The following is a 25,828-nucleotide window of genomic DNA, read 5'->3' as shown; positions in this document are numbered from 1 at the left end:
CACAATCCGTGAAAATCAATCAGCTGCCACCGGAGCGGGACGGGACCTCGATCATCGAAAGTCGTCCACCACTAACAATGCGCACGACCCCTGGTCGGTTTCCTTCCGTCTCGACAACTGGCGCTTCGAGGTTGTCGGCGACAGCCCGCAGCGCAAGCGACACGGTGCCGGAGGCTTCCGCCGCGGCAATGATGCCGATCTGCCCGGGGTCTGCTTCAAGCGTCGCGGTCTTGCCGACGACGGAGGTACCATCGGCGCCCTCGGAAATGGTCTGATCGACCGCGAGCACCCGTATGTTGGAGAGGATCGCGCGGCTGACGACCTTGCCGTCCTTTCCCGAGGAATCCGGACGTGCGACGGTGTGGATCACGTCGACATGGTCGTTGGGCAGGATGAAGCCGCCGGCCGTGCTCTCCGCCGTCACGCGAACGGCAATCGCCCGTTTCCCTGAAGGCAGCATGCTGGACAGGAAACCGGCGCCGCGCTGGGCAAGCTTGTCCTCGCGGATAGGCTCTCCGGCGACAAAACTGCTCTGGGCGAGTAGCCCCTTGAGCGTCGCCGCCGCGTCCGGCCGCGCACTGCGGCTGATGAACACCGGCGGAATCTCGCCCTCCCACGCCTGCCAGCGCAGGTGTGATTCCTGAAGCGTCGTGCCGCGTGCCAGCTCTGCAGCGGCGACGAGCACCTCCTGGGTGGGGGCCTGTTGAACTTCGGCCGCCTCGACGGTGGGCGGATCGGTGAATCCGAGCGCCAACCAGGAGGCGACACCGCCGGAGGCGAGTGCAAAGAGGAGAATGACCAAGCGGATCATGGCAGCACCTGTTTGTAACGGGACTTTGATGTCTTCAGAGAAGGACGGAGAACCAGTGGCTTTCCGGCAGCAGCAGAAGTGCTGCGGGCGCCATCGCTGCACCGTACGGAATGCCCGATTGCGGGGCGTGCAAGCGGCTCGACCAAGCTCGTTTCTGTAGGACGACCGGCAGCGGCACCTTGCGGAACTGCAGCAGCGAAAGCGTCAGAACCGCGCCAAGCACCGAAGCGTAGACGGCAAAGTGAAGGGCGAGGTTGGCACCGAGCCAAAGCACCGCGACCGGAAGCAGCTTTGCGTCGCCGCCGCCGATCCAGCCGAACGCGAAAAACGTGAAGGTGCAGGCGAGCACGGCGGAGGCAACGAGGATGCTCAACCAGATCGTCGAAAAATCGACGCCGGCAAGTGGCGCAAGCACCGCGAAGGCGACCAACAGAAAGCCGACGAGGCGGTTCGATATCGTCATCGTCGCCACGTCCTTGATGCCGGCGTAGGTCATCGTTCCGGCAAAGAGAAGCAATGCGAGCCAAGCGGCGAATGTGGCGATCATCTCACGGGCGCCTTTCACCAAGGCCTGGAAGGCCGTTTCAAGTGCCGCGAAATATGCCGGCTGCAGCACCTGATCACCATTCGGCCTGATGGTCTAAGCGGGCGCTGCAAAACACATGGACAGGTCTAGGCCAACCGGCTGAATCGCAACTGGCCCTGGGCCGGGATATATCCTCCGGCCGGAACATAAGCACGCCAGGACATTCGGATGCGCAAAGGAAACAACGTCATCGAAGCCGAAAGATCGTCGCCGCGCCTACGGCGCCTCTCGCGCGCGTTCGTGAAGAATGATGTCGGCGCGGTCGCCGTTATCGCGGCGATCGTCTTCCCCGTGCTCGTCGGCGCGATGGGGCTCGGGGCGGAAACTGGTTATTGGTATATGGAGCAGCGTCAACTGCAGCATGCGGCCGACGTGTCGGCCCATGCCGCAGCCATCCGCCATCGGGCGGGCGACCAGCAACCGGCGCTCGAGAGCACGGCGCTGAGGATCGCGAGCGCGTCTGGCTATGCGCCTGGCACCCTGACCGTCAGCACGAAGCCCGGACTGAGCGCAGGATCGAACAAGATAACGGTCGAACTGACGGAGACGCGTCCCCGCCTGTTTTCCTCTGTCTTCGTCGGCGAGCCTGTCACGATCTCGGCTCGTGCGGTTGCGGAAGTCAAGGGCGGCTCGAAGGCTTGCGTGCTGGCTCTGTCGGGCTCGGCGTCGGGCGCGGTGACCGTAACGGGCTCCACGCAGGTGCAATTGTCAGGCTGCAGCGTGGTCTCCAATTCGAGCGCCGCCGACGCCTTTCTGATGAAGAACGGCAGCGCGGTCATGTCGACGGATTGCGTCTACACGGTCGGTGAAGCGGTGACGACGACAGGCCTGACAATGACCGGCTGCAGCGAGCCCGTCGAACGCGTACCGCCGACCCCGGACCCTTTCACGAGCGTCGCTGAGCCGGACAGCCTGCAGGTCCAGTTGCTTCCCTGTCGGACGCTGGACTATGTCTCCTCCATGACCTACATGCTCGACCGCCTCGTGAGTGGTCTTCCCGCGATCCGGTTCTGCGGCGGGCTGGACATTAAGGGTACAATCACTCTCAAGCCTGGCCTCTACATCATCGACGGCGGCGATTTCACCGTGTCCGCGAATGCGAAACTGTCGGGTGAGGGCGTGACCTTCTACTTCACGAATGGAGCGGCAGCAAAGCTGCTCGGCAATGGCGAGATCGATCTAACTGCGCCGACAAGTGGGCCCCATGCCGGCCTGCTCTTGTTCGGAAGCCGCCACGATGCGGGTGTGGTTCATCAGGTGACGGGCAACCTGGAATCCACGCTAGAAGGGAATTTGTACATCCCAACAGGCCGCATCGAGTTTACGGGCAACTCTACGGTCTCGGGCGGCTGCACCCAGATCGTCGCGAATGAGATCACCTTCACTGGCAATTCCAAGATGGAAACCTGCGCCTCGCCCACGGACGAGATCATCGTCGGCAAGACGGTGTCGCTAATTGAGTAGAAGAAGGCAGCAACGATAACGGCGATCGTCTCCGTCGCCAATGGTAACAACGTTGCCAATGAGGAGGGAAAGGGTGGCGGGGATGCCGGGAGCGAATATCATGATTCCGATGTCGCCGGGCTATCTCCGAACAATATGGACTGGCCCGATTGGTATATCACTGTTTAGTTCGGCCATGGCCGGGTGGCTACTTTTTCGTGGTCTGGGGAGGTACCTGGCTTCTTGCTCGCCTCCGGAGCGGGGAGGCGCGCGCGCCCCATGCTTGACCTTGCAGTGACCGACTTTATCCCTGAAGCCGAGGAACGCCGGTATCAGGAATGGGCGGCAATATCCGTCGCCGCCGGGTTTCCGTTTCAGATTGCTCTCAGGGAACAATTGCAAGGAGGAGCGTTGGCCGACCGAAAGGGATGATGGCCAATCCTGATCTGCATCAGTCTCATGACCTTATTGCCAGCGACCTGGTGGTGCGACCAACGTCTACGACATGAACGGCATCACATCGGATCAATCGAGAGAATCATTCTCGAAAAACGAGGTGGCCGCGTTGCCTATGCGGTGATGAGCTTCGGCGTGTTCTTGGGAATAGGACACGATCATTACCCGCTTCCCTGACAGATGCTGGACTACAACACCGGCTTTGGCGGCTTTCAGGTGAACATCACAAAGGAACAAGTTGAAGGAGCTCCCAGATATCCGGCGGACGGGAGGTCGACTGGAGTCCTGAGAGCGGCCGTCGCGTCTACGACTACTATGGAATTCCGCCTTACTGGGCGTGATGTCTCGTCGATGGGGCGATGCGCCGTCGTGCAAGGCGCTGGCGTATTCTTTTTGGCACTCACACACATGATGGCGAGCGCGACGGGCAGCCGGCACGACAGTAGCCGCGGCGCGCATGTGGGCGTACCGCCCAACTGGCCGGCAGTATCGGCACCAGGGCTGTAAGTGATCCCTGATTTGCGGATTAGACCTGCGACCGCTTTTCTTCCGCCAACTTGCGAAACAACTTTACATCCACCGCATCCTTTGGTTTGTCAGGCACAGTCTTTCGTCTCGACCGCTTGGAGGAGCAGAATGAAGTTGTTGCGTTACGGGCCTGAAGGGGCAGAAAAGCCGGGTGTTCTGGATAGTGCCGGCCGAATTCGCGATCTCTCGGCGGTGATCGCCGACATTGCCGGTCCGACGATCGCCGATTTCGGCTGGGCGCGCAGCCTCGACATCGAGAGCCTCCCGATAGTCGAGGGCGCGCTTCGGCTCGGCGCCTGCGTCGCCGGTAGTGGCAAGTTTATCTGCATCGGCCTTAACTACGCGGACCATGCGGCGGAATCCGGCCTCGAGGTACCGCCGGAGCCGGTCGTCTTCATGAAGGCGACTTCGGCAATCGTCGGTCCGAACGACAATGTCATCATCCCGCGCGGCTCGGTCGCAACCGACTGGGAAGTCGAACTCGGCGTGGTGATCGGTAAGAAAGCCAAATACGTGTCGCAAGCCGAAGCGATGGACCATGTCGCCGGCTATTGCGTCATCAACGACGTCTCGGAGCGCGACTTCCAGACGAAGCGTTCGGGCCAGTGGACCAAGGGCAAGTCCTGCGACTCCTTCGGTCCGACCGGTCCGTGGCTCGTCACCCGCGACGAGATCGCCGATCCGCAAAACCTCGCGATGTGGCTGAAGGTCAATGGTGACACCAGGCAGAATGGCTCGACCGAGACGATGGTCTATGGCGTCGCCTATCTGGTCAGCTATCTTTCGCAGTTCATGACGCTGCATCCGGGCGACATCATTTCGACCGGTACGCCGCCCGGCGTCGGCATGGGCTTCAAGCCGCCGCAATATTTGAAGCCCGGCGACGTCATCGAACTCGGCATCGAGGGACTCGGCACGCAGAAACAGACCGTGCTTGCCGACGACTGATCTGGCGGACCGGGGATTGCGGCCCCAGCATGCCCCCTTCTCCCCGCCACAACGGGGAGAGGTCGCGGTAGCCGATCGAGGGGACGTGAGGCTCCTGCTAGGCCTTCAGTCGCCCCTGCCGCTTGAGCTGCTGCTCGCGGAAAAAGATGAAGAGGCCGGAGGCGACGATAAGCCCGGCGCCGAGCACCATCGACAGGCGCGGCGTGTCGCCGAAGATCAGCCAGCCGAAGATGATCGCCCAAAAGAGTAGGGTGTATTGAAGCGGCGCGACCGTCGCGGCATCGGCAAGCTTTAGTGCCCGGTTGACGAGAACATGGGCGATCATGGCGACGACGCCGAGCAGGCAGAGAAGCGCCGTATCGAGAGGCTTCGGCGGCGTCCAGTCAAACGGTGCCCAGAGGAGCCCGACAAGTGCCGCCCCGACGAGCTGCCAGAAGGCGAGCGTCGTATCCGGCGTGCCGCGCAGCGAGCGCCCCGACACCATCATGACGGCGAAGCAGAAGCTGCCGAGGATCGAAATCAGCGCCGGCAGGGTAAAGGCCTCAGACGAAGGTTCGAGCGCGACGATGACGCCGACGAAACCGATGGCGATCGCCGTCCAGCGCCGCCAGCCGACATGCTCTTTCAACAGGAGCGGAGAAGCGGCCGCCACATAGATCGGAGCTGCCAGCCAATAGGTCATGACATCGGCAAGCGGCAGGTAGACGACCGCGAAATAGAAGGCGAAAACCTCCGCCGTAGAAGCGACGACGCGGACAAGCTGGAGCCCGGGCCGCTCCAGGGCGAGAAGCTTCTTCGGGCCGTTGACCCAGAGAAAGGGGACAAGCAGGATCGCCGCGGCAAGGCTGCGGATCAGCACCACCTGGCCGACCGAGTAGGTCGCCACCAGCCACTTGCCCATGACGTCGTTGAGCGAAAACATGAGCATGCCCAAGAGCATGACCAGTACGCCCGTGCGGGCGGCGTTTGATGCGGTGGATACGGCGGGTGCTATCTCGACGGCCATGGCGGAGTCCTCGTGGAGTGCGCTGCCATTGGCACATTCCGGCGCCGCAATCCATGCCTCTCTCTTGATCAATTCATCAGCGTGCGAATGAGGCGTCAGATCGCGCGGATCGCGTCAGTCGAGCGGTTGGAGAATCCCAGCCCGTGCTAACCGGCCAAGCGCATGTCGGTCGCGGTCAGATCGCCGTAGAGCTCCGCATACTTCGCCGCACTGCGGTGCCAGGAGCTGTCCGTCTTCATCCCCTGCCGCTGCAGCCCCTCCCAGATGCGCCGGTGCCGGTAGAGCTTCAGGGCGCGGCGCAGCGCCAGGCGCAATCCGGCCGCGTCGACCGGCGAGAATTGGATTCCCGTGGCGGCCTGCGCCTGCAGGGCGGCGACATTGGCGTCGATGATCGTTTCGGAGAGGCCGCCCGTCCGCGCCACGATCGGCACGCAGCCGTATCTGAGCGCATAGAGCTGCGTCAGCCCGCAGGGTTCGAAGCGCGAGGGCACCAGCATGGCGTCTGCCCCGGCATGGATTTTATGGGCTACCGGTTCTTCATAGCCGAGCCTCACGGCTATGTGCCGTGGGAAGCGCCGGGCGGCGTCCAGGAAGGCGTGTTCGATTTCGGCATCACCGTTTCCATGCAGGATCAGCCGGCCCTCCATGGCGACGATCTCGTCGACGACGGCTGCCAGAAGATCCATGCCCTTCTGCCAAGTCAGCCTGTTGATGCTGGCGAAGACCGGGCCGGGCGTCGGCGGCAACCCGAAGAGATCGAGCACCGCCTCGCGATTCGGCAGCCGCCGGAGAGGTGTTTTCGCTGAATAGCGATGCTCGATATAGGGATCCGCCGAAGGATCCCAAACGTCGACGTCTATTCCGTTGACGATGCCCAACACGTCGTCATGACGTGCATTCATGACGCCCTCGAGACCCATCCCGAAGGTCGGCGACATGGTCTCGCGTGCATAGGTAGGGCTGACCACGGTGATGGCATCCGCGGCCTGCAGGCCGCCCTTGAGGTATCCAAGATCGCCATAATATTCGAGCCCTTCGATGGAATAGGCCTCATTCGGCAAGCCGAGTTCGGAGAAGAGATGGGCCGGGAACTGTCCCTGGAAAGCCATGTTGTGGACGGTCAGGACGCGCGGGACCTGCACCTCGCATGCGTATTTGACATAGACGAGGCTCAAGGCCGCATGCCAGTCGTGGGCGTGAATGATATCCGGTCGCCAGTGCTGAACGAGGCCGCCTGCTATTTGCGAGGCAACGAAGGAAAAAGAGGCGAAGCGCTTCCAGTTGTCCGGATAGTCCACCCCATGCTCATCGGTGTAGGGGCCGCCCGACCTGTAGAAGAACCCCGGCGCATCGAGCACGAAAAGCTCGAGCCCCGCGGCTCGTCCGGCAAGGAGAGTGGCGGTTTCTCCAAAGAGACTATCATAGCGCGCAACGGGTTGAGCGTCGTCCAGGGATTCGATGACGGACCGATAGCCAGGCACCAGCGTGCGCATACGAATTCCATGCGATTTCAATGCCTTGGGAAGCGAGCCGGCCACATCCGCGAGCCCGCCGGTTTTCACCAAGGGGAATATCTCAGCCGTTACGGAGAGAACGTTCATCGATCGTTTCCGGAAATTTCATGCTGACCGATACCGGTCAAGCGCCGCCCCACTTTGCACTTCCTTCAACACAAACCCCGCGCGCAAAGTTCCGTCCCGGAAACGAAATTTTTATGACGGACGCTGCGGGGACATTTTCTGGGACCTGACGTTGCCAACGACCTCAACACCGATCCGCTTTGAGAGTACAATCCAAGCCGGTCGCGTGCTCGTTCAATGTGCCCAACATGAAGGAGACAGGTGATGACATTCAGCTTGATGAGCCCCGCCTTCGCGGAAGGCCAGCCGATCCCGAAGAAATACACGCGCTTCGGCGATAACATCTTCCCGCCCCTGAAATGGACGGGTACACCCGAGGGAACGCAGAGCTTTGCGTTGATCGTCGAGGATCCGGACGCCGTGCGGGGGGTGTTTCGGCACTGCGCCATCGTCAACATTCCCGGCAACTGGACGGAGCTTCCTGAAGCCGTCGATACCGGTCCGGAACATGCCATCAAGTTCATCAGGAACGACTTTGGCAACGCCCGCTATGACGGGCCGCAACCGCCGGCGGGAACGGGCGTTCATCACTATCACTTCAAGCTTGCCGCACTGAACACCCGCAATATCTCGATCTCGGACGATGTCGGGGCAGTTCAGGCCTGGACCGAGGCGCGCAAGCACCGGATCGCAGAGGCAGCTCTGATCGGGACCTATCAAGGTTGATGCGCGGGAAGGCAGTCGACCCCTCAAGCGCCCTAAAATTCGGCTCGCCGGGGAACCAACCTCGGCGACCAAGGTTTCGTGGCATTCCCTTCCTCGATCAAGGAGCGTCCCGATGGCCAAGAAACCCTCAGTGCCGAACAATTCAAAGCCGGCCACCATCCATGACCAGAAGGCAACACGCGGCAACGGTGGGGAACTTCATCAGATTGCCGAAGGCGACACCCCCATCTTGACGACGGCGCAGGGCGGACCGGTGGCCGACGACCAGAACAGTCTGCGCGCCGGCGCGCGCGGCCCAACACTGATCGAGGATTTCCATTTCCGTGAAAAGCTCTTCCACTTCGACCACGAGCGTATCCCGGAGCGCGTCGTGCACGCACGCGGCTATGGCGCGCACGGCTTCTTCGAGACCTATGAATCGCTTGCCGCGTATACGCGGGCGGACGTGTTCCAGCGGCCAGGCGAAAAGACCCCTGCCTTCGTGCGCTTCTCGACGGTCGCCGGCAGCAAGGGCTCCGCCGATCTTGCGCGCGACGTGCGCGGTTTCGCGGTGAAGATCTACACCCAGGAGGGCAATTGGGACCTCGTCGGCAACAACATCCCGGTCTTCTTCATCCAGGACGCGATCAAGTTTCCCGATGTCATTCATTCGGTGAAGCCGGAGCCCGATCGGGAGTTCCCCCAGGCGCAATCGGCGCATGACAATTTCTGGGACTTCATCAGCCTGACGCCTGAAAGCATGCATATGGTCATGTGGGTCATGTCGGACCGGGCTATCCCCCGTTCCTTCCGTTTCATGGAGGGCTTCGGCGTTCACACCTTCCGCTTCGTCAATGCCAAGGACGAGTCGACCTTCGTCAAGTTCCATTGGAAACCGAAGCTCGGGCTCCAGTCCGTCGCCTGGAACGAGGCCGTCAAGATCAACGGTGCGGATCCCGACTTCCACCGCCGCGATCTTTGGGAAGCCATCCAGTCGGGCAGCTTTCCGGAATGGGAGCTCCAGGTACAGCTCTTCGACCAGAAGTTCGCCGACAAGTTCGACTTCGACATTCTCGATCCGACCAAGATCATTCCGGAGGAGGTCCTGCCGCCGAAGCCGGTCGGCCGGCTGGTTCTCGATCGGATGCCGGACAATTTTTTCGCCGAAACCGAACAGGTCGCCTTCATGACGCAGAACGTGCCACCGGGCATCGATTTCAGCGACGACCCTTTGCTGCAGGGACGCAACTTCTCCTATCTCGACACGCAGTTGAAGCGGCTCGGCAGTACGAATTTCTCGCATCTGCCGATCAATGCGCCCAAATGTCCCTTCCAGCACTTCCAGCAGGACGGCCATATGGCCATGCGCAATCCGGTCGGACGAGTGAACTACCAGCCGAATTCCTGGGGCGAGGGGCCGCGCGAGTCGCCTGCAAAGGGCTTCCGCCATTTCGCGTCGGAAGAGCAAGGACCGAAGCTTCGCATCCGAGCCGAGAGCTTCGCCGATCACTACAGCCAGGCCCGACAGTTCTTCATCAGCCAGACGCCGCCCGAACAGCGACATATCGCCGACGCCCTGACCTTCGAGTTGAGCAAGGTGCAGACGCCGGTGATCCGCGAACGCATGGTTGCCCATCTCCTCAACATCGACGAGACTCTCGGTAAGAAGGTTGGTCATGCACTCGGCTTGAAAACAATGCCGAAGCCGGCTGAAGCCGCCGTTGCGACCCGACAGGATCTCGATCCGTCGCCGGCGCTCAGTATTGTCGAGCGCGGTCCGAAGCGCTTCGAAGGCCGCAAACTTGGCATCTTGGCAACGGAGGGCGCCGATGCCACGCTGCTTGACGCAGTCACGGCGGCAGTCACTAACGAGAAGGCCGTGTTCGAGCTGATCGCCCCGAAGGTCGGCGGCTTCACCGCCTCGGACGGCAAGTGGGTCGCAGCCCACCAGATGCTCGATGGCGGCCCATCCGTGCTCTACGACGCAGTGGTTCTTCTCCCGTCTGCAGAGGCCGTTGCCGATCTGGTGGACGTCGCGACCGCCCGCGATTTCGTGGCCGACGCCTTCGCCCACTGCAAATTCATCGGCTACGCCGGAGCGGCGCTGCCTCTCATGCAGAGAGCAGGCATTGCCGAGTCCCTCGACGAGGGAACGATCGAACTCACCAATGCCGCGAGTGTCGCCGCCTTCCTCAAGGAACTCGGCAAGCTGCGTGTCTGGGCCAGAGAACCTGCTGTGAAGCTGAAGTAGGTCAAGGCCGTAAGGGAGTGGACGATGCCGTCACCCGCGCACCGAAAACCGACCAAGGGGGCCGGGACGTCGCGCCTGACCGCAAAGGCGAAGGCGACCAACGGAGGGGGAACCGCCGGTAGCTTCGCCTTGCCGGTCAGCACGGCGCCGATGGAGGCACGCTCCGCTACCGAAATCCCGAGCGACGGCGCATGGCAGTATGAACCGAAATGGGACGGCTTCCGCTGCCTTGCCTTCAAATCCGGGAAGGAGGTCGATCTCAGGGCCAAATCCGGCAAGCCGCTCGGGCGCTTCTTCCCGGAGGTTATCGCGCTGCTGCGGCAACTAGGCGCCTCACAATTCGTCGTCGATGGCGAGCTGGTGATCGAAGTCGACGGGCGTCTTTCCTTCGACGCCCTGCAGATGCGCCTGCATCCGGCGGCAAGCCGCGTTCAGAAGCTTTCGCAACAAGCGCCGGCTCGTCTCATCCTGTTCGACATGCTGGTCGACGCAAAGGGAGTTATCCTGACCGATAAGCCTCTTCCTATCCGGCGAGCGTCACTCGAAGCCTTTGCCGCCGAGAATGCCATTGAGTTTAGGCTCGAGCTTTCGTCCTTCACGCTCGACCGGCAGGAGGCCGAGCACTGGCTCACCTCTTGGGAAGCGGGCGCCACCGATGGGGTTGTCGCCAAGCGGCGCGATAGGCCCTACGAATGCGGCGAGCGCGCGATGGTGAAGGTCAAACGTCTGAAGACGGCTGATTGTGTCGTAGGTGGCTTCCGTTACGAGAGCGGCAGCGTCGAGGTCGGCTCCCTCCTGCTTGGCCTTTACGGCACGGACGGGACGCTCAATCATGTGGGCTTCACCGCCACAATTTCCGACAAGGAACGGCCCACGTTGACGCGTCGGCTTGAGGCATTGCGGGAGCCGCCCGGCTTCACCGGCAAGGCACCCGGCGGTCCGAGCCGCTGGAGCACGGAGCGCAGCGCCAAATGGGAACCGGTCCGTCCGGAGCTGGTGGTCGAGGTGAGGTTTGATCAGGTCAGCAGCCGTCGCTTTCGCCATGGCACGAAACTGATGCGCTGGCGTCCGGACAAGGATCCACGCCAATGTACCTATGAGCAGATCGAGCCGCGGCGAAGCAGTTGATCCTGACGCTAGAACTTGCGGCTGAGGAAGGGCGAATTCTTCAGCCCGAAGCGCCATGGGTGCTCGACAGCCTTGGAAATCCCGACGCGGAAGCCGGAGGAAAGCGGCAGCCGTTTGGCCGGCGGGCTCAGTCGAAAGGGTTCACGACCGAGGGGCAGGCCGTCTTCTGCTTTGCCGATCGCCAAGGCCTGACCGACCCGGCCCGGGCCGGAACAAAGCAGTCGGTCCTGCGAAACGCCGCGCCGCTCCTGCATCGTCTCCAGCCCCCATCTCGGCTCGATCGCGCGGATGAGCACGGCGCTGCCGGGCAGGCAGACGAAATTCAGGCACCAGTGAAGGCCGTAGGACAGATAGACATAGGCATGGCCCGGCGGGCCGAACATCGAGCGATTGCGGTTGGTCGCACCGGCGAAACTGTGGGAGGCCGCATCGTCGGGAAGATAGGCTTCCGTCTCAATGATGATGCCGCCGACGCCGGAAACGGCGAATTCGGCACCGATCAGGTCCGCCGCGACCGCGACGGCGTCACGAGCAAAGAAGCTGTCATCCCAATTCAATCGGCGGAACTCCTCGGTCGGTGATATAGGCTCATACCTTACGCTCGCCAGTGTTGTACCCGGGATTCCTTGCGCAGCCACTGAGAACTTTCCGCGAACATCTGAAGCATGTAGTCTGCCGTCGAGACTGTAGAAGAAGGACCGAAGACAATGGCGCAACGAGCAGGCAATGCGGATCTACCGCTGCATGGCGGACGGGTTCCGAGATGGCTCGGCGACCGCATGACACGCCTCGGCACGCTGATCACCGAGGCTATCGTCCACCATTACGGACGCGACGAATTCCTGAGGCGGCTTGCCCACCCGTTCTGGTTCCAGTCCTTCGGCGCGGTCATGGGCATGGACTGGCATTCGTCGGGGATCACCACCAGCGTGATCGGCGCCTTGAAGCGCGGCCTCACGCCGCTTTCGGGCGAACTCGGCATTCACGTCTGCGGCGGCCGTGGCCAGCACTCCCGCAAGACGCCGGGCGAACTTGTGTCGATCGGCGACCGCATCGGTTTCGACGGCGCGAGGCTTGCCGAAGCGAGCCGCCTCGTCGCCAAAGTCGACAGTGCCGCCGTTCAGGACGGCTTCGACCTTTATCTCCACGGCTTCATCGTCTCCGGCGATGCGAAGTGGGTCGTCGTCCAGCAGGGCATGAACGGCGACCGGCGGCAGGCGAGACGTTATCATTGGCTTTCCGAGGGTCTGGAAAGCTTCGTCAATTCGCCGCATGCGGCGATCGAGGGGCGGGGTCAGGGCGAGATCATCAATCTTGCCGACCGGCGCGCGGCTCGCTCGCGGGCAAGCCAGCTCGATCTTCTGAGCGCATTGGGTCCCGATGGGCTGGTGCGCGAGTTGGCGGTGATCGAAACTGGGGGCGCCCCGGCGGCTCCGGTCCAACCGATGCTGCCGCACCTCGTCATGCCGGCCCATCACGATGTGCGCGAAAGCGACGTGAACATGCGGCGGCTGCACGGCAATTTTGCCGCCGCCGCCGATCGGGGGCCGAAGGATTTCGAGGAACTGCTGCTCGTCCCGGGCGTCGGGGCGCGCACCGTCAAGGCGCTCGCCATGGTCGCCGAGGTGGTGCACGGCACCCCTTGCCGCTTTTCCGATCCGGCGCGCTTTTCGCTGGCCCATGGCGGCAAGGACCGCCACCCCTTTCCGGTGCCGCTCAAGGTCTATGACGAGACGATCAATGTGATGAAATCGGCGGTGCAGAAAGGGCGGCTCGGGCGAGAGGAAGAACTGGCTGCCTTGAGGCGGCTCGACGAGCAGTCGCGTCGTCTGGAGCGCTACGTCACCGGTCCGGACCTCAAGGAAATCGTTGCAGACGAATTCAGGGATTCGGCCCGCCTTGGCGGGCGCAGCGTGTTCGGCTGGGAGGCGGAGCACCAGGAAGACCAGAGGGCCGCGAACGTCCGCACCGGATACTGATACAGCGGAACAATCCTTCAAGCGGCTGATTAGAGTCGGCAAGCGCCGGGCGAAGACGTGTTTTGTTCCAGCCTTCGCGGGCGAAGACGACAAAAGCTGAAGGAGGTCCCGGTGAGCGCTTCGAAGACCACGACCGATCACGACACGATCCGCAAATGGGCTGAGGCCCGCGATGGCCACCCGGCGCGCGTCAAGGGCGCCGCCGACGGAGGTTTGCTGCGCATCGATTTCGGCAAGCCAGAGCAAAGGCTGGAGGAAATCTCCTGGGGGGATTTCTTCAAGATATTCGATGACAGCAAGCTGGCCTTCCTCTACCAGGACAAAACGGCCGAGGGAAAAGTCAGCCGCTTTTTCAAGTTGATCGACCGCGACTGATCCCGCGACCCCTCGATGGAACCTTTTTCGGCCACGGTCCCCCTTGGCCTACAGGAAGGTTTTCATGATGCTGATCATCAGAAAGCCGGTCACTGAGGAGGAAGTCGAAGAACGGCGCATGCTGCAGTCAGAGGCTCGGCCGCGGCGCGCAAGAGACCAATCGCCCAATAGGGCTGATGAGCGCGAAGACCTCGACGATCCGAATTCGCTCTTCTGGCGTGGAGTCTGGATGATCGTCTTCTAACGCCCTCGGCGCGATTGGGGCTAGCCGGTCGAAGCCAGCTTTTCGATCTCCTCCAAGTGCGTCCTCAGCCTTTGAATTTTCTCCCGCTTCTCGGCCACCACATCCTTTGCCGTTTCGATGCGGTCGGCGCCGGGCAGTGTGCCGATCGCGGTATGCGCCTCGGTCGCAATGGCATCGATCTCGGCCTCGAGCTCGGCGATGCGTTCTCGCATGGCGTTGATCTGCTGCCGCACAGGGCTTTCAGTCTTCCGCGTGTGGCGTCCCAATGCATCGGTCGGCTCGTCGACATCAGGCGGTGCCACGGTCGATGATCGCACTTTTCCCTGCTTGCTCATGGCTGGTCTCCCATAAGCGCCCTAAACTCCGAGCACCCTCCGTTGTTCCCATGGTGTGCTGCGAAAGGGCGGGCGATGCGGATTTGGTTGCACTTCTTTTCACGACGGATTGGAACTTCCTCTCGCAAGGGCCGTTACCATGAATCATGTTTGGGAGGGATGCGATGCATGCAGAGGAATGCCTTGAGCTTCATTTCGATCTGAAGAGCGGCAGAGCGCTGCTCTGCTGCGGCGACAAGGATTATGTGTTGCCTGATTTTTATCCCACGAAGGAAACGGCAAGGATCGCCGCGCAGCAATTCGCCTGGGAAAAGCTCGGCTGGAAGGACCGGGCGCGTGAATTTCGGCAGGCTTCCGAGTTGCCGGTGTGGCTGCGCTGAGCAGCCCGTTGGGCTCGATGGGCATGCGTAGTAAAAAGACGACGAAATGGTCGCAAGAGGTGACGGCGCATAGCAACGCGCTGGACATCGAGCCTGGTGTTTTTGCCTCGGACGATCTGCGGAAGATTGCGCATTCGCTGAAACGGTCGGCTGAAGCGAGCGACCGACGAAAAACGAGTGCATTCCGATCCGCCATGTCCATGTTGACCTTCTATATCAACAGGGCCGGATCGGGGGTTGGGCGACGAACAGCGGCGCGTCCTCGAAAGGGCGAAGGACGAACTCCGAAAGGATTTTGGGCGGGAGCCCAAAGGCTGAACTGCTAGCGAGGGGCCTCCATGACATTCAAGCTCTATTACTGGGACGGAATTCCCGGCCGCGGTGAATTCGTCCGCCTCGCACTGGAGGAGGCTGGCGCCGACTATGTCGATGTGGCGCGCCAACCGGGCGGAACAGGTGCGATGCTGAAGCTCATGAAGGACGCTGGAGACGCTACCGCCCCCTTCGCGCCACCCTTTCTGATCGACGGTGAACGAGTCGTCTCGCACGTCGCCAATATCCTGTTCTACCTCGGCCCGAGGCTGGAATTGGCGCCCGAAGAAGAGGGGCTTCGCTACGTCGCCAACGGCCTGCAACTGACGATCACCGACTGCGTTGCAGAAGTTCACGACACGCACCACCCGATTGGCGTGTCGCTCTATTACGAAGAGCAGAAGCCCGAAGCATCGAAGCGCACCACGAATTTTCTGTCGGAGCGACTGCCGAAATACCTCGGCTATTTCGAACGTGTTCTGAAGCAAAATCCCAAGGGCCCGGCGCAGAGTGTCGGCGGGCAGTTGAGCTATGTCGATCTTTCGCTGTTCCAGCTGGTTGAGGGGCTCCGCTACGCGTTCCCGCATGCGATGCGTGCCAATGAAGAGAATGCGCCGGCGCTGATCGCGCTGCATGACGCCGTCGCGGCGCGGCCACGCATTCGAAGGTATCTAAGCTCTGACCGGCGATTGTCCTTCAACGAATCCTGCATTTTCCGCCACTATCCGGAACTCGAGCGTCCATCCTGAGCCGCTAACCGGCGTGCGCCGCGATCTTGGCGAGGTCCTTGACGAAGCGGCCGCGTTCCGCCGCGGCATCTTCCTTGTTCCGGATCCGCAAAAGATAGGACGGGTGGATCGTTACGAGAACCGGGTAGCCGGCGGGCGTGGCGATCAGGTCGCCGCGGATTTTCATGACCCCGGCTCTACGCCCGAGCAGCGATGAAAGCGCCGTTGCGCCGAGCGCGACGACGACCTTCGGGTGAAGCGTCTCGAGTTCTGCGCCGAGCCACCAGGAACAGCGCTCGATCTCGCCCGCATTGGGCCGCGAATGCAGCCGGCGCTTGCCTCGCTGCTCGAACTTGAAGTGCTTGACGGCGTTGGTGAGATAGCAGCTGGATCGATCGATGCCCGCCTCATGCAGGCACTCGTCGAGGATCCGCCCGGCCGGCCCGACGAATGGCCGGCCCGCCAAATCCTCGCGATCGCCGGGCTGTTCGCCGATCAGCACGACGCGAGCTTTCGCCGGTCCCTCGCCGAACACGAGTTGCGTCGCATTCTTGTAGAGATCGCAGCGCTCGCAACCCTCGGCCTGCTTGCGCAGTGCCGCCATGGAGCGTGCCTCGGCATGCTCGCCGGAGAGCGCCGGTCCCATTTTGACAGGTTCAGTCGACATGCGCTTCAAGGCGGAGCCTCGATCCAGGACCATTCAAACGCAGGATCAAACCGCGAGGCTGTGGGCATGTTCCATTCGCCGGTCTAATCACGCCTGACGGCAACAACGACGCCCGGCCCCGACAGGTCCGCGCCTTCCAGGGTCTCTCCGCCGAAGATTGGATCGCCATGGATCGGCGGAACGGGCCTAGTTTCCGCCAACAGATTGGCGCGCAACTCGAGCACCGGGCCGCCGAACGACCAGTCGATGGCGACAATGCCGTCCCGGGCGGCATGGACCTCAAAACTCGGCAGACTGCAATCCGACAGCAGAGGTACAATGTGCCGCCGCCGGACGTCGGCGAGTTGGCCCATGAAGGCGAGATGTGTCCTGCCGGCCGCGCTCTCTGCGCGTTCCCAGTGAAGCTTGGAAGCGGCAAAGGTCCGAGGATCGAGGGGATCGGGAAGATCATCGGCCGTCTTGCCGTGCGGCATGCCGCCGAAGCTCCGGGCTTCTTCCAGCCGCCCCCGACGAACGGCCGCGCCGAGTTCGTCCTGATAATCGGCGAAGAAGAAAAACGGCTGGCTTTCCCCATATTCCTCGCCCATGAAGAGCAGCGGAATCTGTGGGGACAGCATCAGCAACGCCGTCATCACGCGCAGTTGAACACTATCGCCTAGCGAAGCGAGGCGCTCGCCAAAAGCCCGATTTCCGATCTGATCGTGGTTCTGCAGGAAGCTCACCCTCGCCTGGGGCGGCACACGACCATCCGTCCGGTGGAGCCCATCCGTCGGATCAAGCGCAATCCCCTTCGCCGTTTTCGGCGAGACGAAGCCGTCGCTCATGGCTTCGCGCATCGCCTGCCACGGATGCTTGGCGAACGGTTGGTAGAAGCCCCTGTCTTCGCCAGTCGCGACGACATGAAACGCGTGGTGAAAATCGTCGTTCCACCCGGCAGTGTAGAGCGCGACCGTCCCGTCGTCGTTGCGCCGCACCAGATTGCGGCGACGGGTCGCGTCCTCGACGAGCAGATGGACGTTGCGATCGGCAAACGTTTCGCTTGCCTCGCGCGCCAGCGCGGCAAGAAAATGCGGCTCGCTCGTATCTCGTATCTGGTCCGTCGCATCGAGGCGCAGCCCGTCGAAGCGGAAGTCCCCCAGCCAATAGAGGGCGTTCTCGATGAAGTAGCGCCGCACTGCGGGCTCCTCGAAGGCGATCGAGGCGCCCCACGGGGTCGGCCGGTCGCTGTTGAAGAAGCGGCTGGCGTAGCGGGTCAGATCGTTGCCCTCGGGTCCGAAGTGGTTATAGACGACGTCGAGCAGGACCATCATGTCGAGCCCGTGCGCCGCATCGATCAGCGCCTTGAGATCGTCGGGCGTCCCATAGGCATGGTGCGGCGCATAGGGCAGCACGCCGTCGTAACCCCAGCCGCGTTCGCCTTGAAACTCGGCGACCGGCATGATCTCGATGGCGGTGATCCCCGCCTCCGCGAGGTGCGGCAGCCGCTTGGCAGCCGCCTGAAAGGTGCCCTCCGGTGTAAAGCAGCCGACATGCAGTTCCGAGATGATCGCTTCCTCCCACGGCCGGCCGCGCCACGAAGCGGATTTCCACCCATAGGCCGAGTGATCGACGAGTACTGATGGGCCAAAAGCGCCCTCCGCCTGGGCGCAGGCGGCGGGATCGGCAACGCAGGACCCGTCGGAAAGCTCGAACCAGTAGCGGTCTCCCGCTCCCGCCCGGGCGGAGACTTCGAACCAGCCGCCATCGAGCGAGCGCATCGCGTGCGAAGTGCCGTCGACAACAAGACGAACGACAGGCTCGTCGGGTGCCCACAAGCGAAACTGCGCGATGCCGCCTGCGGCGAGGTGGGCGCCCCAGGTCTTCCGGACACGGTCGAGCATTCGCATTCCCCTTGCTGCTAGCGAGATCGGCAAGAGACGAAAACTGCCGGGATGGGCGAAAGTTCCGCCGCGACCGGGTGCCTGCGAGGTCCCGTCAGGAACAAAATACCGCGGTCGGCGTTGCCCCCTCAGTTCTAGGACGCTGCAGGGGGGCACGACGACACGAATGAATGTGGCTTTCTCCGAACTCGATTTCCTGAAGCCGGAACTCGGCGCCGAATACACCGGCGACGGCACCCATTTCGCGGTCTTCTCCGCGCATGCCGAAAAGATCGAGCTTTGTCTCTTTTCCGAAGACGGCAGCAGGGAAACGGCCCGCCTGCCGCTGCCGAAGCGCGAAGGCGACATCTGGTCCGGGTATATCGAAGGGGTGGGGCCAGGCACCCTCTACGGCTATCGAGCCTACGGACCCTACGACCCGCATAACGGGCATCGCTTCAACCCGAACAAGCTGCTCCTCGATCCCTATGCCAAGCTAGTGGCAGGGGAATTCGTCTGGGACGACGCGCTGTTCGGCTACACGATCGGCAGTCCGGAAGGCGATCTTTCCTTCGACGAGCGCGACAGCGCCCCGATCATGGTGAAGGGCGTCGTTCAGGATCCGAACTTCGACTGGGACGGCGAAGAGGCGATCCGCCGCCCCTGGACCGAGACGATCATCTACGAGACCCATGTTCGCGGCATGACCATGACGCATCCGGACGTGCCGGACGAGTTGCGCGGCACCTTCCTCGGTATGGCAAGCGACCCGATCATCGATCATCTGGTGAAACTCGGCGTCTCCGCCATCGAGCTTCTGCCGGTGCAGTATTTCCTCGACGACCGCTACCTCATCGAGCGAAGCCTCAGGAATTATTGGGGTTACCAGCCGCTCGGCTATTTCGCACCGCAGGCGCGCTACATGAAGGGCACCCGGATCACCGAGTTCAAGACGATGGTGAAGCGCTTCCATGCCGCCGGCATCGAGGTTCTGATCGACGTCGTCTATAACCATACCGCCGAGGGTTCGGAGCACGGGCCGACGCTCAGCTTCCGGGGTCTCGACAATCTCAGCTATTACCGCCAGTCGCCGGAGCAGCTCCGGCATACCTACGACATGACAGGCACCGGCAATACGCTGAACGTTGCGCATCCGATGGTGCTGCGCATGGTGCTCGACAGCCTCCGTTATTGGGTCGGCGTCATGCACATCGACGGTTTCCGCTTCGATCTGGCGAGCGCCCTTGGGCGCGAAGACATGGAGTTCGACCGCGAGGGCGGCTTCTTCGACGCGATCAGGCAGGATCCGATCCTGGCCGGCGTCAAGCTCATCGCCGAACCCTGGGACATCGGGGATGGCGGCTACCAGCTCGGCGGCTTTCCGCCACCCTTCCGCGAGTGGAACGATCGCTTCCGCGACGATGTCCGCCGCTTCTGGAAGAGAGACGGTGGCGTTGTGCCGGTGCTGGCCGAACGGCTCTCCGGCTCGCCGGTCCAGTTCAACCATTCGGGTCGCGGCGCCACCACCTCCGTCAATCTCTTGAGCGCGCATGACGGCTTCACGCTGATGGATACCGTTTCTTACGCGGAGAAGCATAACGAGGCCAATGGCGAGGACAATCGCGACGGCCACTCGGACAATCACTCCGACAATATGGGCGCCGAGGGGCCGACCGATGACCCGGGGATCGACGAGGCGCGCCGGCGGCGACGCTTTGCCATGCTGGCCACCCTGATGGTGAGCCAGGGCGTTCCGATGGTCCTCGGTGGCGACGAGTTCGGCAACAGCCAGAGCGGAAACAACAACGCCTATTGCCAGGACAACGAGATCGGCTGGATCGATTGGAGCAAGCCGGACGACGCCTTCCTCGCCTTCTGCCGCAAGATGATCGCTTTCCGGCGAGAGCACCCAGTGCTGCGCCAGGAGAACTTTCTGGAGGGAGCTACCGACGAGCATGGACGCATCGAGGTCGCCTGGTACAAGCCCGATGGCAGCCGCATGGACGAGGACGCATGGGGCGACGGCGAATTGCGCGTCCTCGGCGTCTATCTCTGCCACCTCGCGCCCGCCGAGGCCCCGGCAGGGGAGATATTCCTCGTCTTCAACGCCGGCGGCGACTGTGAAGTCGCGCTACCCCCAGTACACGGCTCGGAAACATGGCAATGGGCGCTGAATACCGCCGAGGACGATGCGTTCGTCGCCCGGGGCGCCAAGGATCGTGAAATGATCCCTCAGCAGAGCGTCGCCGTTTTTGTCCCCCATGAAGCTGGCGGGTGAGAGGCTCGCAGCAGCCGTCCGCTCTGCGTTCGCGGGCGAAGCATTCGGGAGCGAGCGGCATTGTCCAAAGGAAAGCATGGGATCATCGATGTATCCGACGAATGGAGGCAGCAGTGCAAAATCCGCGCCAGCCGGAACCAATCCCGCCACAACCGCCGCCCTGCGATCCGGAACCGCCGATCGGTGAGCCTGAGCCCGATCGTCTGCCGGACGAGGCGCCGATACCAAATCCCGACGAGAATCCGCAGCCGCCGCAATATGGCGGCAGCCTGGACGGCTGAAGTTAGAATAGCTTTTTACCCATGGAACAAATGGGCGGGGCCTCCCGTTTGAATTTCGCCGACAGGCGTTCCAACAGCGAGGTAAGGGACATGGAAAACGACAGGGAAGAACTCATCAGGCGCAGGGCTTACGCGATCTGGGAGCAGGAAGGCCGTCCGGCCGGCCAGGAACTGCGCCACTGGGAGCAGGCAGCGCGGGAAATGCAGGGGCAGGGCGCATCGAATCCCGATGGAGGTGAGAACCTTGAAACCGAGGGAGCGACCAATGCCGTGTCGACCCCGAAGCCGCCTGCTGCCCGCGGAAGATCCGCCAGGAACGGAGCGCGAGCGCACTGAGACGCCGCTTCCCACATACCTGCTTCGGCGCAGCCGTGAACGGCTTGGTCGGAGCAGGCAACGCCTTCCAAGAAAAGGAGCAGGACAATGCATGTATCGGAGATTATGACCAGAGACGTTCATCTGGTGACCCCAAACGACACGATCCGAGATGTGGCGCGGCAGATGGCGGAGAACGACATCGGCTTCTTGCCGGTCGAGGACCATGACCGGTTGGTAGGCATGGTTACGGACCGCGACATCGTCGTCCGTGGCGTGGCCGACGGGCTCGATCCGCAAGCGAAAGTGCGAGACGTGATGACGACCGACGTCAAATACTGTTTCGAGGACGAGGAAGTGGACGATGTGGCGCGCAACATGGGTGATATCCAGGTGCGGCGCCTGCCCGTCGTCAATCGCGACAAGCGCCTCGTCGGCATCGTGTCGCTGGCGGATGCCGCTCGCGAACAGCCCGCAGCAGCGGGCACGGGCCTGAAGGGTGTGACCATGCCCGGTGGTGAGCACAATCAGAGCGAGCGGCACTGACCACTCCTCGAATCGGATCGGCGCCTTTCGTGGGCGCCGATCATGGAGGCAGCATGCCACAGAAACAGGATAACGGAGACCCCGGGAAGGCTGGCCCCGCCGGGCGGCGCCCGCATCGGACGGCGCAGTCGCCCGATGTGGCGTGGCCGGCCCGTCGCCTCGGCCCGCAGCCGCGGACAGGAGAGCGCGATCTGGCGCCGCCGGAGAGCGCTTCCGGCGAAGACCATGTAGCCGATGCTTCGGACGTCGGCAGCGGCGTCCAGGACTTGCGTGCTGAGATGTCGGTTGACCCACCACAACCGTCCCCACGCGACTACAGCGGCGGCGGTAAACCGATCAGGCCGAAACATCACGACAGCCAGATCGCCGAGGAGTCCTCCGCTCCGGACTTTCAGGAAAATGGTGACGACGGAACGGGTGGAGATGCCTGGAACAGGGTCCTCGGCAATACGACTAATGCCGGGATGCTTCGCTTGCTCGCTGCGATCGGCCTTTTCATTCTCGTGTCGGGGGCCTTCTTCTGGCTGGTCACTTGAGGGTTGGGGGACACGAACCGCAACGGGCGGAGAAAATGAATGTCGTTCTTGCGTGACAATGGACTGAGCATAACACTGACCATCTTCACCTCTGCAACCATCGCGGGCATGATTTTCTCCGGCACGAATGCCTTCAATCAGGAGGCGATTATGCACGGCGAGCCGACTGTAACCGTCGCCAGCTATCTCGCTACCGGCCACTTCCTGTCGGCTCTCTTCGAAAACTGGGAAAGCGAGTTCCTGCAGATGGCGGCCTATGTCTGCCTCACGGCGTTTCTCTACCAGCGCGGCTCCGCCGAATCCAGGGATCCGGACGGTCCGCGGTCCGGGCTGGACGAAGATCCTTTGACGATGAAGAACGATCCGAGCGCCCCGTGGCCCGTTCGGCAAGGGCGACTGGTCAGGACGCTCTATTCCTACTCGCTGGGAATCGCCCTTGCCGGATTGTTCGTCCTGAGCTTTGTCTTCCACCTGCGTGCCAGTGCCGCGGCCGGAAACATCGAGGCCATGCGCCATGGCGAGCCGCCTCTCGACTTATGGACGCGATTGGCAGATGCCGAATTCTGGTTCGAATGCTTTCAGAACTGGCAATCGGAATTCCTGTCCACCCTGCTGCTGGTCGTCCTTTCCATTTTCCTGCGTTTCCGCGGGTCGCCGGAGTCCAAGCCGGTCGCAGCGCCGTACGGCGCGACCGGAAAATAGCCGCCGCCAGAATCGCTTCGGCGTTCCGATCACTGATGCCCGGAACGCCGAAATCCCTGCGATGCGGTGCGCAGCTTACTGCTGTGCTGGAGCCTGCTGCGCAGGTGCGGTGCTCTGAAGCTTTTCCTCGACCTTCTTGGCAAGCGCCGGATCGTTCTGTGCGGTCGTCAGAATGGTCGTATATTCCTCGACCGATATGTTTGGCGAAGCCTCCACGGCCTTAACCATCTGCTGGCTGGCTTCGGTCTGCAGCTTCTCCTTTGCCGCTGCATCCTGTGTCGCGCCGATCTTGGCGGAATATTCCTGCCGGACCTTGTCGACCTGGAGGTAGGCGACGGCGAATGCCTCAATCTTCTCTTCGCTGATCGGGGCGCTCTTGGCGCCCGGCTGAGCCGGCGCCTGCTGCGTCGGCTGTGTTTCCTGTGCCTGGGCCAGTTCCAGCGCCGATGCCGGGCTGAAAGCCATCAAGCTGAAGACTGCAGCGGTCAGCGATGCAACGGGGGTGTAACGAGTGATCATATTCATTCCTCTTGGACGTGCCCTCTTGGACGTGCATGACGTGATCGGCAGCAATACCGCCTCGTTCAACCGCTCCGTGTCGATAACAACGGAGCAGCGATCGACCATGTAGCCCTCAGAAGTGCTCGGTTAGGCGATGTCGGGGCAATTTGCTGACCATTGCGCGGCAGCTTTGTGGCCTTGAACACTCTTCCCGACGTGGAATTGAGTGCAGCTAGTGGTAGTAGGTTCTGCTGGCTTCAGACCTCACGCTTGCTTGCGCGGATTGCGTAGCGGTGCTGGCTCCGTCGCGCGAGTCCCTTGAAGAAGTTCCAGTTTTTCGCCTGCATCCGATGGATTTCGCCGAGATCGGTATCGACGACAATGTCCGTGAAGCCGGCGGCGCGGAGAAGTTCGACGACTGCCTCGGCGCGGGCCCCGTTGGCGAAATGGACGCGGGAAAGGATGTTGCGATGGATTTCCATCATTTCGCGCGAGTGCATGGGTGCGTCCGGCTTGAAAATACCCGCGCTCTGCCCCCAGGCGCTCAGTTTCGAGAACAGCCGCTCCAGCGCACTCGTACTGACGAAATCGCCATCGACGACCAGAAGCGTGCCGCCTGGTTTCAGCACGCGCAGCCATTCGGTGAAGGCCTTGGCCGGATCGACCAGCGTCCAGACGAGATGCCTGTTGACGATGACGTCGTAGTGGTCGTCCGGCTCCATCGTGTTTTCCGCGTCGCCGATGCGGAAGGATATGGCACGCCGTCGGCTTTGTGCCTTCTGCCGCGCCCTCTCGAGCATCGGCTCGGCCCAGTCTAGGCCGGTGACCTGGAAGTCGAGGTCGTCGAGCAGGTGCGAGATGACGCCGGTGCCGCTCGCCAGGTCGAGTGCGGCGCGACCGTCGCCGCGACCGAGATGGCGCAGGAAAAGCCGGTGCCAGGCGGCGCGTTCCTCCTCGGAGAAGATCTCGTGGCCCGGAGAAAGATCGAAGGTGGCGGCACGTTCCGACCAATAGGCCTTGATCTCGTCGCGCAGATCGTAGTTTCGGCCCGCCGCCACGTCGCTCATCGATACTCAACCTCAACTGTTTGGAAGCGTTCTAAAAGATATATGTTGACTGGTAAAGTCATGAAATACTAGAAGGCGGCGTTTTCCAACGGAGCAGGGATCAATGAAAGTTTTCAACAGGGTGGCCGCCGCGGCCATGGGCCTGTGCGTCCTGTTTTCAAGCGCCGCGTTCGCTGAAACGGTGAAAGTGAAAGACATCACCGGCCGCGAGGTCGAGGTGAACGTCCCCGTCAAGCACGTGATCTTGGGCGAAGGACGGCAGATCTATTTCGTCGGCGCCCTGGACAAGGACGAGCCCTTCAAGCGCATCGTCGGCTGGCGCGACGACCTGGCGAAGGCCGACCCGGAAACCTATGCCGCCTATCTCGCCAAGCATCCGGACATCGCCAAGCTGCCGGCCTTCGGCGGCATGAAGGACGGAACCTTTGACATCGAGCAGGCGGTGGCGCTGAAGCCCGACGTCATGCTGATGAATGTCGACGCCAAGACGGCAACGGAAGAGGCGGGCTATATCGAGAAGCTCGAGAAGGTCGGCATTCCGCTCGTCTATGTCGATTTCCGCGAAAAGCCTATGGAAAACACCGAGCCGAGCATGCGCCTGATCGGCAAGCTGTTCGGCGAGGAAGAAAAGGCCGAGGACTTCATCAAGTTCCGCGCCGACAGCATCGCCAAGGTGACCGATGTGCTGGCCAAGGCCAATCCAAACAAGCCACTCGTCTTCGTCGAGCGCGCCGGCGGCTATTCGGACGATTGCTGCATGTCCTTCGGCAACGAGAATTTTGGCAAGATGGTCGAATTCGCCGGCGGCATCAACATGGCGAAGGACATCATCCCGGGGACCTTCGGGACGGTCAATCCGGAGCAGATCATCGCGTCTAACCCGGATCAGATCATCATCACCGGCGGCAATTGGGAAGGCTACGTGCCGGGCGGCAACTGGGTCGGTGTCGGCTATGGCGCCGACGAAAGGGAGGCGTTCCGCAAGCTCGAGAACCTGACGAAGCGTCCGGCCTTCACCGATGTGAAGGCGGTGAAAGAGGGCAATATCCACGCCATCTGGCACCAGTTCTACAACAATCCCTACCAGTTCGTCGCCATCCAGCAGATTGCCAAGTGGCTGCATCCGGACCTGTTCGAGGATCTTGACCCGGAGGCGACGTTCCAGGAATTGCACGAACGCTTCCTGCCTCTGCCTTACAAGAGCGGCTACTTCGTGTCGCTGAATGTCGGCCAGTAAAATCCGGATCGGAGGGCGCAAGCCCTCCGAACGCTTTTCGAGAG

28 protein-coding genes and 2 pseudogenes are annotated in these 25,828 nt (G+C 62.2%); 20 read left to right on the top strand and 10 right to left on the bottom strand.

Annotated features, from left to right (window positions below; genetic code table 11):
- Positions 1-19 precede the first annotated feature (19 nt).
- Both cpaB and N181_RS22660 read right to left on the bottom strand, forming a co-directional pair.
- Positions 20-811, bottom strand: a complete 792-nt coding sequence (gene cpaB, locus N181_RS22665) for a Flp pilus assembly protein CpaB (RefSeq protein ID WP_037432058.1) — start codon at positions 809-811, stop codon at positions 20-22.
- A gap of 34 nt (positions 812-845) precedes the next feature.
- The gene (locus tag N181_RS22660) at positions 846-1,358 is read right to left on the bottom strand and encodes an A24 family peptidase (protein WP_037432077.1); all 513 of its coding nucleotides are present in this window, start codon (positions 1,356-1,358) and stop codon (positions 846-848) included.
- 207 nt (positions 1,359-1,565) lie between these two features.
- Between N181_RS22660 and N181_RS22655 the strand changes: the two genes are divergently transcribed.
- From N181_RS22655 to N181_RS22645, 4 genes and pseudogenes are all read left to right on the top strand, one after another.
- A complete protein-coding gene (locus N181_RS22655) occupies positions 1,566-2,861 on the top strand; it encodes a pilus assembly protein TadG-related protein (RefSeq protein ID WP_037395073.1) in 1,296 nt (431 codons plus the stop codon).
- Between the two features lie 258 nt (positions 2,862-3,119).
- On the top strand, positions 3,120-3,272 hold the full coding sequence (locus tag N181_RS34120; protein ID WP_174839366.1) for a hypothetical protein: 153 nt from the start codon (positions 3,120-3,122) through the stop codon (positions 3,270-3,272).
- Positions 3,272-3,637 (top strand): annotated as a pseudogene (locus N181_RS22650) (PRC-barrel domain-containing protein). Before N181_RS34120 ends, N181_RS22650 begins: the two are co-directional and overlap by 1 nt.
- 295 nt (positions 3,638-3,932) lie before the next feature.
- Complete coding sequence (locus N181_RS22645) at positions 3,933-4,772, top strand: fumarylacetoacetate hydrolase family protein (protein WP_037432056.1); 840 nt, start codon at positions 3,933-3,935, stop codon at positions 4,770-4,772.
- 97 nt (positions 4,773-4,869) lie between these two features.
- On the opposite strand, the gene N181_RS22640 is transcribed toward N181_RS22645, so the two are convergent.
- On the bottom strand, positions 4,870-5,778 hold the full coding sequence (locus N181_RS22640) for a DMT family transporter (protein WP_037432054.1): 909 nt from the start codon (positions 5,776-5,778) through the stop codon (positions 4,870-4,872).
- Positions 5,779-5,924: 146 nt separating this feature from the next.
- Positions 5,925-7,379, bottom strand: a complete 1,455-nt coding sequence (gene glgA, locus N181_RS22635) for a glycogen synthase GlgA (protein WP_037432053.1) — start codon at positions 7,377-7,379, stop codon at positions 5,925-5,927.
- Positions 7,380-7,622: 243 nt separating this feature from the next.
- Between glgA and N181_RS22630 the strand changes: the two genes are divergently transcribed.
- From N181_RS22630 to N181_RS22620, 3 genes are all read left to right on the top strand, one after another.
- Positions 7,623-8,084 (top strand): YbhB/YbcL family Raf kinase inhibitor-like protein, encoded by a 462-nt coding sequence (locus N181_RS22630; protein WP_037432051.1) that lies wholly within the window; start codon positions 7,623-7,625, stop codon positions 8,082-8,084.
- Between the two features lie 112 nt (positions 8,085-8,196).
- Complete coding sequence (gene katE / locus N181_RS22625) at positions 8,197-10,314, top strand: catalase (RefSeq protein WP_037432050.1); 2,118 nt, start codon at positions 8,197-8,199, stop codon at positions 10,312-10,314.
- 24 nt (positions 10,315-10,338) lie between these two features.
- Complete coding sequence (locus N181_RS22620; protein ID WP_037432048.1) at positions 10,339-11,442, top strand: ATP-dependent DNA ligase; 1,104 nt, start codon at positions 10,339-10,341, stop codon at positions 11,440-11,442.
- A gap of 8 nt (positions 11,443-11,450) precedes the next feature.
- Here the strand turns inward: N181_RS22620 and N181_RS22615 are convergent, their stop codons facing one another.
- Positions 11,451-11,999: a DNA-3-methyladenine glycosylase gene (locus N181_RS22615; RefSeq protein WP_037396434.1), complete on the bottom strand. Its 549-nt coding sequence runs from the start codon at positions 11,997-11,999 to the stop codon at positions 11,451-11,453.
- Between the two features lie 150 nt (positions 12,000-12,149).
- On the opposite strand from N181_RS22615, the gene N181_RS22610 reads away from it, so the two are divergent.
- The 3 genes from N181_RS22610 (at position 12,150) to N181_RS22600 (ending at position 14,040) form a co-directional block, all read left to right on the top strand.
- On the top strand, positions 12,150-13,421 hold the full coding sequence (locus N181_RS22610; RefSeq protein WP_037432046.1) for a DUF763 domain-containing protein: 1,272 nt from the start codon (positions 12,150-12,152) through the stop codon (positions 13,419-13,421).
- Between the two features lie 111 nt (positions 13,422-13,532).
- The gene (locus N181_RS22605; RefSeq protein ID WP_037432044.1) at positions 13,533-13,796 is read left to right on the top strand and encodes a hypothetical protein; all 264 of its coding nucleotides are present in this window, start codon (positions 13,533-13,535) and stop codon (positions 13,794-13,796) included.
- Between the two features lie 64 nt (positions 13,797-13,860).
- Positions 13,861-14,040 carry a hypothetical protein gene (locus N181_RS22600; RefSeq protein ID WP_037432042.1) on the top strand — a complete coding sequence of 60 codons (180 nt, stop codon included), beginning with the start codon at positions 13,861-13,863 and terminating at the stop codon, positions 14,038-14,040.
- Positions 14,041-14,060: 20 nt separating this feature from the next.
- Here the strand turns inward: N181_RS22600 and N181_RS22595 are convergent, their stop codons facing one another.
- Entirely contained in the window at positions 14,061-14,375 is a 315-nt protein-coding gene (locus N181_RS22595) for a hypothetical protein (RefSeq protein ID WP_037396425.1), read from the bottom strand.
- Between the two features lie 164 nt (positions 14,376-14,539).
- Between N181_RS22595 and N181_RS22590 the strand changes: the two genes are divergently transcribed.
- From N181_RS22590 to N181_RS22585, 3 genes and pseudogenes are all read left to right on the top strand, one after another.
- A complete protein-coding gene (locus N181_RS22590; protein WP_037432041.1) occupies positions 14,540-14,755 on the top strand; it encodes a hypothetical protein in 216 nt (71 codons plus the stop codon).
- A gap of 23 nt (positions 14,756-14,778) precedes the next feature.
- Positions 14,779-15,073 (top strand): annotated as a pseudogene (locus tag N181_RS32195) (DUF3175 domain-containing protein).
- A 20-nt stretch (positions 15,074-15,093) separates the two neighbouring features.
- Complete coding sequence (locus N181_RS22585) at positions 15,094-15,816, top strand: glutathione S-transferase (protein WP_037396419.1); 723 nt, start codon at positions 15,094-15,096, stop codon at positions 15,814-15,816.
- A 4-nt stretch (positions 15,817-15,820) separates the two neighbouring features.
- Here N181_RS22585 and N181_RS22580 read toward each other — a convergent pair whose 3' ends face one another.
- Both N181_RS22580 and treZ read right to left on the bottom strand, forming a co-directional pair.
- On the bottom strand, positions 15,821-16,462 hold the full coding sequence (locus tag N181_RS22580) for a UdgX family uracil-DNA binding protein (protein WP_037432075.1): 642 nt from the start codon (positions 16,460-16,462) through the stop codon (positions 15,821-15,823).
- Positions 16,463-16,545: 83 nt separating this feature from the next.
- Complete coding sequence (gene treZ, locus N181_RS22575) at positions 16,546-18,342, bottom strand: malto-oligosyltrehalose trehalohydrolase (RefSeq protein ID WP_037432038.1); 1,797 nt, start codon at positions 18,340-18,342, stop codon at positions 16,546-16,548.
- A 166-nt stretch (positions 18,343-18,508) separates the two neighbouring features.
- Here treZ and glgX point away from each other — a divergent pair, with 166 nt between their 5' ends.
- From glgX to N181_RS22545, 6 genes are all read left to right on the top strand, one after another.
- On the top strand, positions 18,509-20,599 hold the full coding sequence (glgX, locus tag N181_RS22570) for a glycogen debranching protein GlgX (RefSeq protein ID WP_037432037.1): 2,091 nt from the start codon (positions 18,509-18,511) through the stop codon (positions 20,597-20,599).
- A 101-nt stretch (positions 20,600-20,700) separates the two neighbouring features.
- On the top strand, positions 20,701-20,880 hold the full coding sequence (locus tag N181_RS34115) for a hypothetical protein (protein ID WP_037396393.1): 180 nt from the start codon (positions 20,701-20,703) through the stop codon (positions 20,878-20,880).
- A 90-nt stretch (positions 20,881-20,970) separates the two neighbouring features.
- Positions 20,971-21,216 (top strand): DUF2934 domain-containing protein, encoded by a 246-nt coding sequence (locus N181_RS22560; RefSeq protein WP_037396406.1) that lies wholly within the window; start codon positions 20,971-20,973, stop codon positions 21,214-21,216.
- Positions 21,217-21,303: 87 nt separating this feature from the next.
- Positions 21,304-21,741: a CBS domain-containing protein gene (locus tag N181_RS22555; protein WP_037396390.1), complete on the top strand. Its 438-nt coding sequence runs from the start codon at positions 21,304-21,306 to the stop codon at positions 21,739-21,741.
- A gap of 53 nt (positions 21,742-21,794) precedes the next feature.
- Positions 21,795-22,277: a hypothetical protein gene (locus N181_RS22550; RefSeq protein WP_037432035.1), complete on the top strand. Its 483-nt coding sequence runs from the start codon at positions 21,795-21,797 to the stop codon at positions 22,275-22,277.
- Between the two features lie 39 nt (positions 22,278-22,316).
- Positions 22,317-22,979, top strand: coding sequence for a DUF6766 family protein (locus tag N181_RS22545; RefSeq protein WP_037396385.1), 663 nt, complete (start codon positions 22,317-22,319; stop codon positions 22,977-22,979).
- Between the two features lie 75 nt (positions 22,980-23,054).
- On the opposite strand, the gene N181_RS22540 is transcribed toward N181_RS22545, so the two are convergent.
- Together N181_RS22540 and N181_RS22535 are read right to left on the bottom strand one after the other, a co-directional pair.
- On the bottom strand, positions 23,055-23,498 hold the full coding sequence (locus N181_RS22540; RefSeq protein ID WP_037396403.1) for a DUF4168 domain-containing protein: 444 nt from the start codon (positions 23,496-23,498) through the stop codon (positions 23,055-23,057).
- A gap of 239 nt (positions 23,499-23,737) precedes the next feature.
- The gene (locus N181_RS22535) at positions 23,738-24,547 is read right to left on the bottom strand and encodes a class I SAM-dependent methyltransferase (RefSeq protein WP_037432032.1); all 810 of its coding nucleotides are present in this window, start codon (positions 24,545-24,547) and stop codon (positions 23,738-23,740) included.
- 103 nt (positions 24,548-24,650) lie between these two features.
- On the opposite strand from N181_RS22535, the gene N181_RS22530 reads away from it, so the two are divergent.
- Positions 24,651-25,784, top strand: coding sequence for an ABC transporter substrate-binding protein (locus tag N181_RS22530; protein WP_037432030.1), 1,134 nt, complete (start codon positions 24,651-24,653; stop codon positions 25,782-25,784).
- Positions 25,785-25,828 lie beyond the last annotated feature (44 nt).

The sequence above is a fragment of the Sinorhizobium fredii USDA 205 genome, assembly GCF_001461695.1.
Classification (GTDB): Bacteria; Pseudomonadota; Alphaproteobacteria; order Rhizobiales; family Rhizobiaceae; genus Sinorhizobium; species Sinorhizobium fredii.
Note: the sequence above shows the minus strand (reverse complement) of the source record. Positions and strands in the feature narration are given on the sequence as shown.

Bases quoted from the DNA above. Each gene is read 5' to 3' on its own strand.
- N181_RS22595 (WP_037396425.1), bottom strand. From the start codon at position 14,375: ATGAGCAAGCAGGGAAAAGTGCGATCATCGACCGTGGCACCGCCTGAT.
- glgX (WP_037432037.1), top strand. From the start codon at position 18,509: ATGAATGTGGCTTTCTCCGAACTCGATTTCCTGAAGCCGGAACTCGGC.
- N181_RS22560 (WP_037396406.1), top strand. From the start codon at position 20,971: ATGGAAAACGACAGGGAAGAACTCATCAGGCGCAGGGCTTACGCGATC.
- N181_RS22545 (WP_037396385.1), top strand. From the start codon at position 22,317: ATGTCGTTCTTGCGTGACAATGGACTGAGCATAACACTGACCATCTTC.
- treZ (WP_037432038.1), bottom strand. From the start codon at position 18,342: ATGCTCGACCGTGTCCGGAAGACCTGGGGCGCCCACCTCGCCGCAGGC.
- N181_RS22600 (WP_037432042.1), top strand. From the start codon at position 13,861: ATGATGCTGATCATCAGAAAGCCGGTCACTGAGGAGGAAGTCGAAGAA.
- N181_RS22540 (WP_037396403.1), bottom strand. From the start codon at position 23,498: ATGATCACTCGTTACACCCCCGTTGCATCGCTGACCGCTGCAGTCTTC.
- N181_RS34115 (WP_037396393.1), top strand. From the start codon at position 20,701: ATGGAGGCAGCAGTGCAAAATCCGCGCCAGCCGGAACCAATCCCGCCA.
- N181_RS22645 (WP_037432056.1), top strand. From the start codon at position 3,933: ATGAAGTTGTTGCGTTACGGGCCTGAAGGGGCAGAAAAGCCGGGTGTT.
- N181_RS22590 (WP_037432041.1), top strand. From the start codon at position 14,540: ATGCATGCAGAGGAATGCCTTGAGCTTCATTTCGATCTGAAGAGCGGC.
- N181_RS22655 (WP_037395073.1), top strand. From the start codon at position 1,566: ATGCGCAAAGGAAACAACGTCATCGAAGCCGAAAGATCGTCGCCGCGC.
- N181_RS34120 (WP_174839366.1), top strand. From the start codon at position 3,120: ATGCTTGACCTTGCAGTGACCGACTTTATCCCTGAAGCCGAGGAACGC.
- N181_RS22610 (WP_037432046.1), top strand. From the start codon at position 12,150: ATGGCGCAACGAGCAGGCAATGCGGATCTACCGCTGCATGGCGGACGG.
- cpaB (WP_037432058.1), bottom strand. From the start codon at position 811: ATGATCCGCTTGGTCATTCTCCTCTTTGCACTCGCCTCCGGCGGTGTC.
- N181_RS22550 (WP_037432035.1), top strand. From the start codon at position 21,795: ATGCCACAGAAACAGGATAACGGAGACCCCGGGAAGGCTGGCCCCGCC.
- N181_RS22640 (WP_037432054.1), bottom strand. From the start codon at position 5,778: ATGGCCGTCGAGATAGCACCCGCCGTATCCACCGCATCAAACGCCGCC.
- katE (WP_037432050.1), top strand. From the start codon at position 8,197: ATGGCCAAGAAACCCTCAGTGCCGAACAATTCAAAGCCGGCCACCATC.
- N181_RS22630 (WP_037432051.1), top strand. From the start codon at position 7,623: ATGACATTCAGCTTGATGAGCCCCGCCTTCGCGGAAGGCCAGCCGATC.
- N181_RS22530 (WP_037432030.1), top strand. From the start codon at position 24,651: ATGAAAGTTTTCAACAGGGTGGCCGCCGCGGCCATGGGCCTGTGCGTC.
- N181_RS22620 (WP_037432048.1), top strand. From the start codon at position 10,339: ATGCCGTCACCCGCGCACCGAAAACCGACCAAGGGGGCCGGGACGTCG.
- N181_RS22555 (WP_037396390.1), top strand. From the start codon at position 21,304: ATGCATGTATCGGAGATTATGACCAGAGACGTTCATCTGGTGACCCCA.
- N181_RS22660 (WP_037432077.1), bottom strand. From the start codon at position 1,358: ATGATCGCCACATTCGCCGCTTGGCTCGCATTGCTTCTCTTTGCCGGA.
- N181_RS22585 (WP_037396419.1), top strand. From the start codon at position 15,094: ATGACATTCAAGCTCTATTACTGGGACGGAATTCCCGGCCGCGGTGAA.
- glgA (WP_037432053.1), bottom strand. From the start codon at position 7,379: ATGAACGTTCTCTCCGTAACGGCTGAGATATTCCCCTTGGTGAAAACC.
- N181_RS22535 (WP_037432032.1), bottom strand. From the start codon at position 24,547: ATGAGCGACGTGGCGGCGGGCCGAAACTACGATCTGCGCGACGAGATC.
- N181_RS22580 (WP_037432075.1), bottom strand. From the start codon at position 16,462: ATGTCGACTGAACCTGTCAAAATGGGACCGGCGCTCTCCGGCGAGCAT.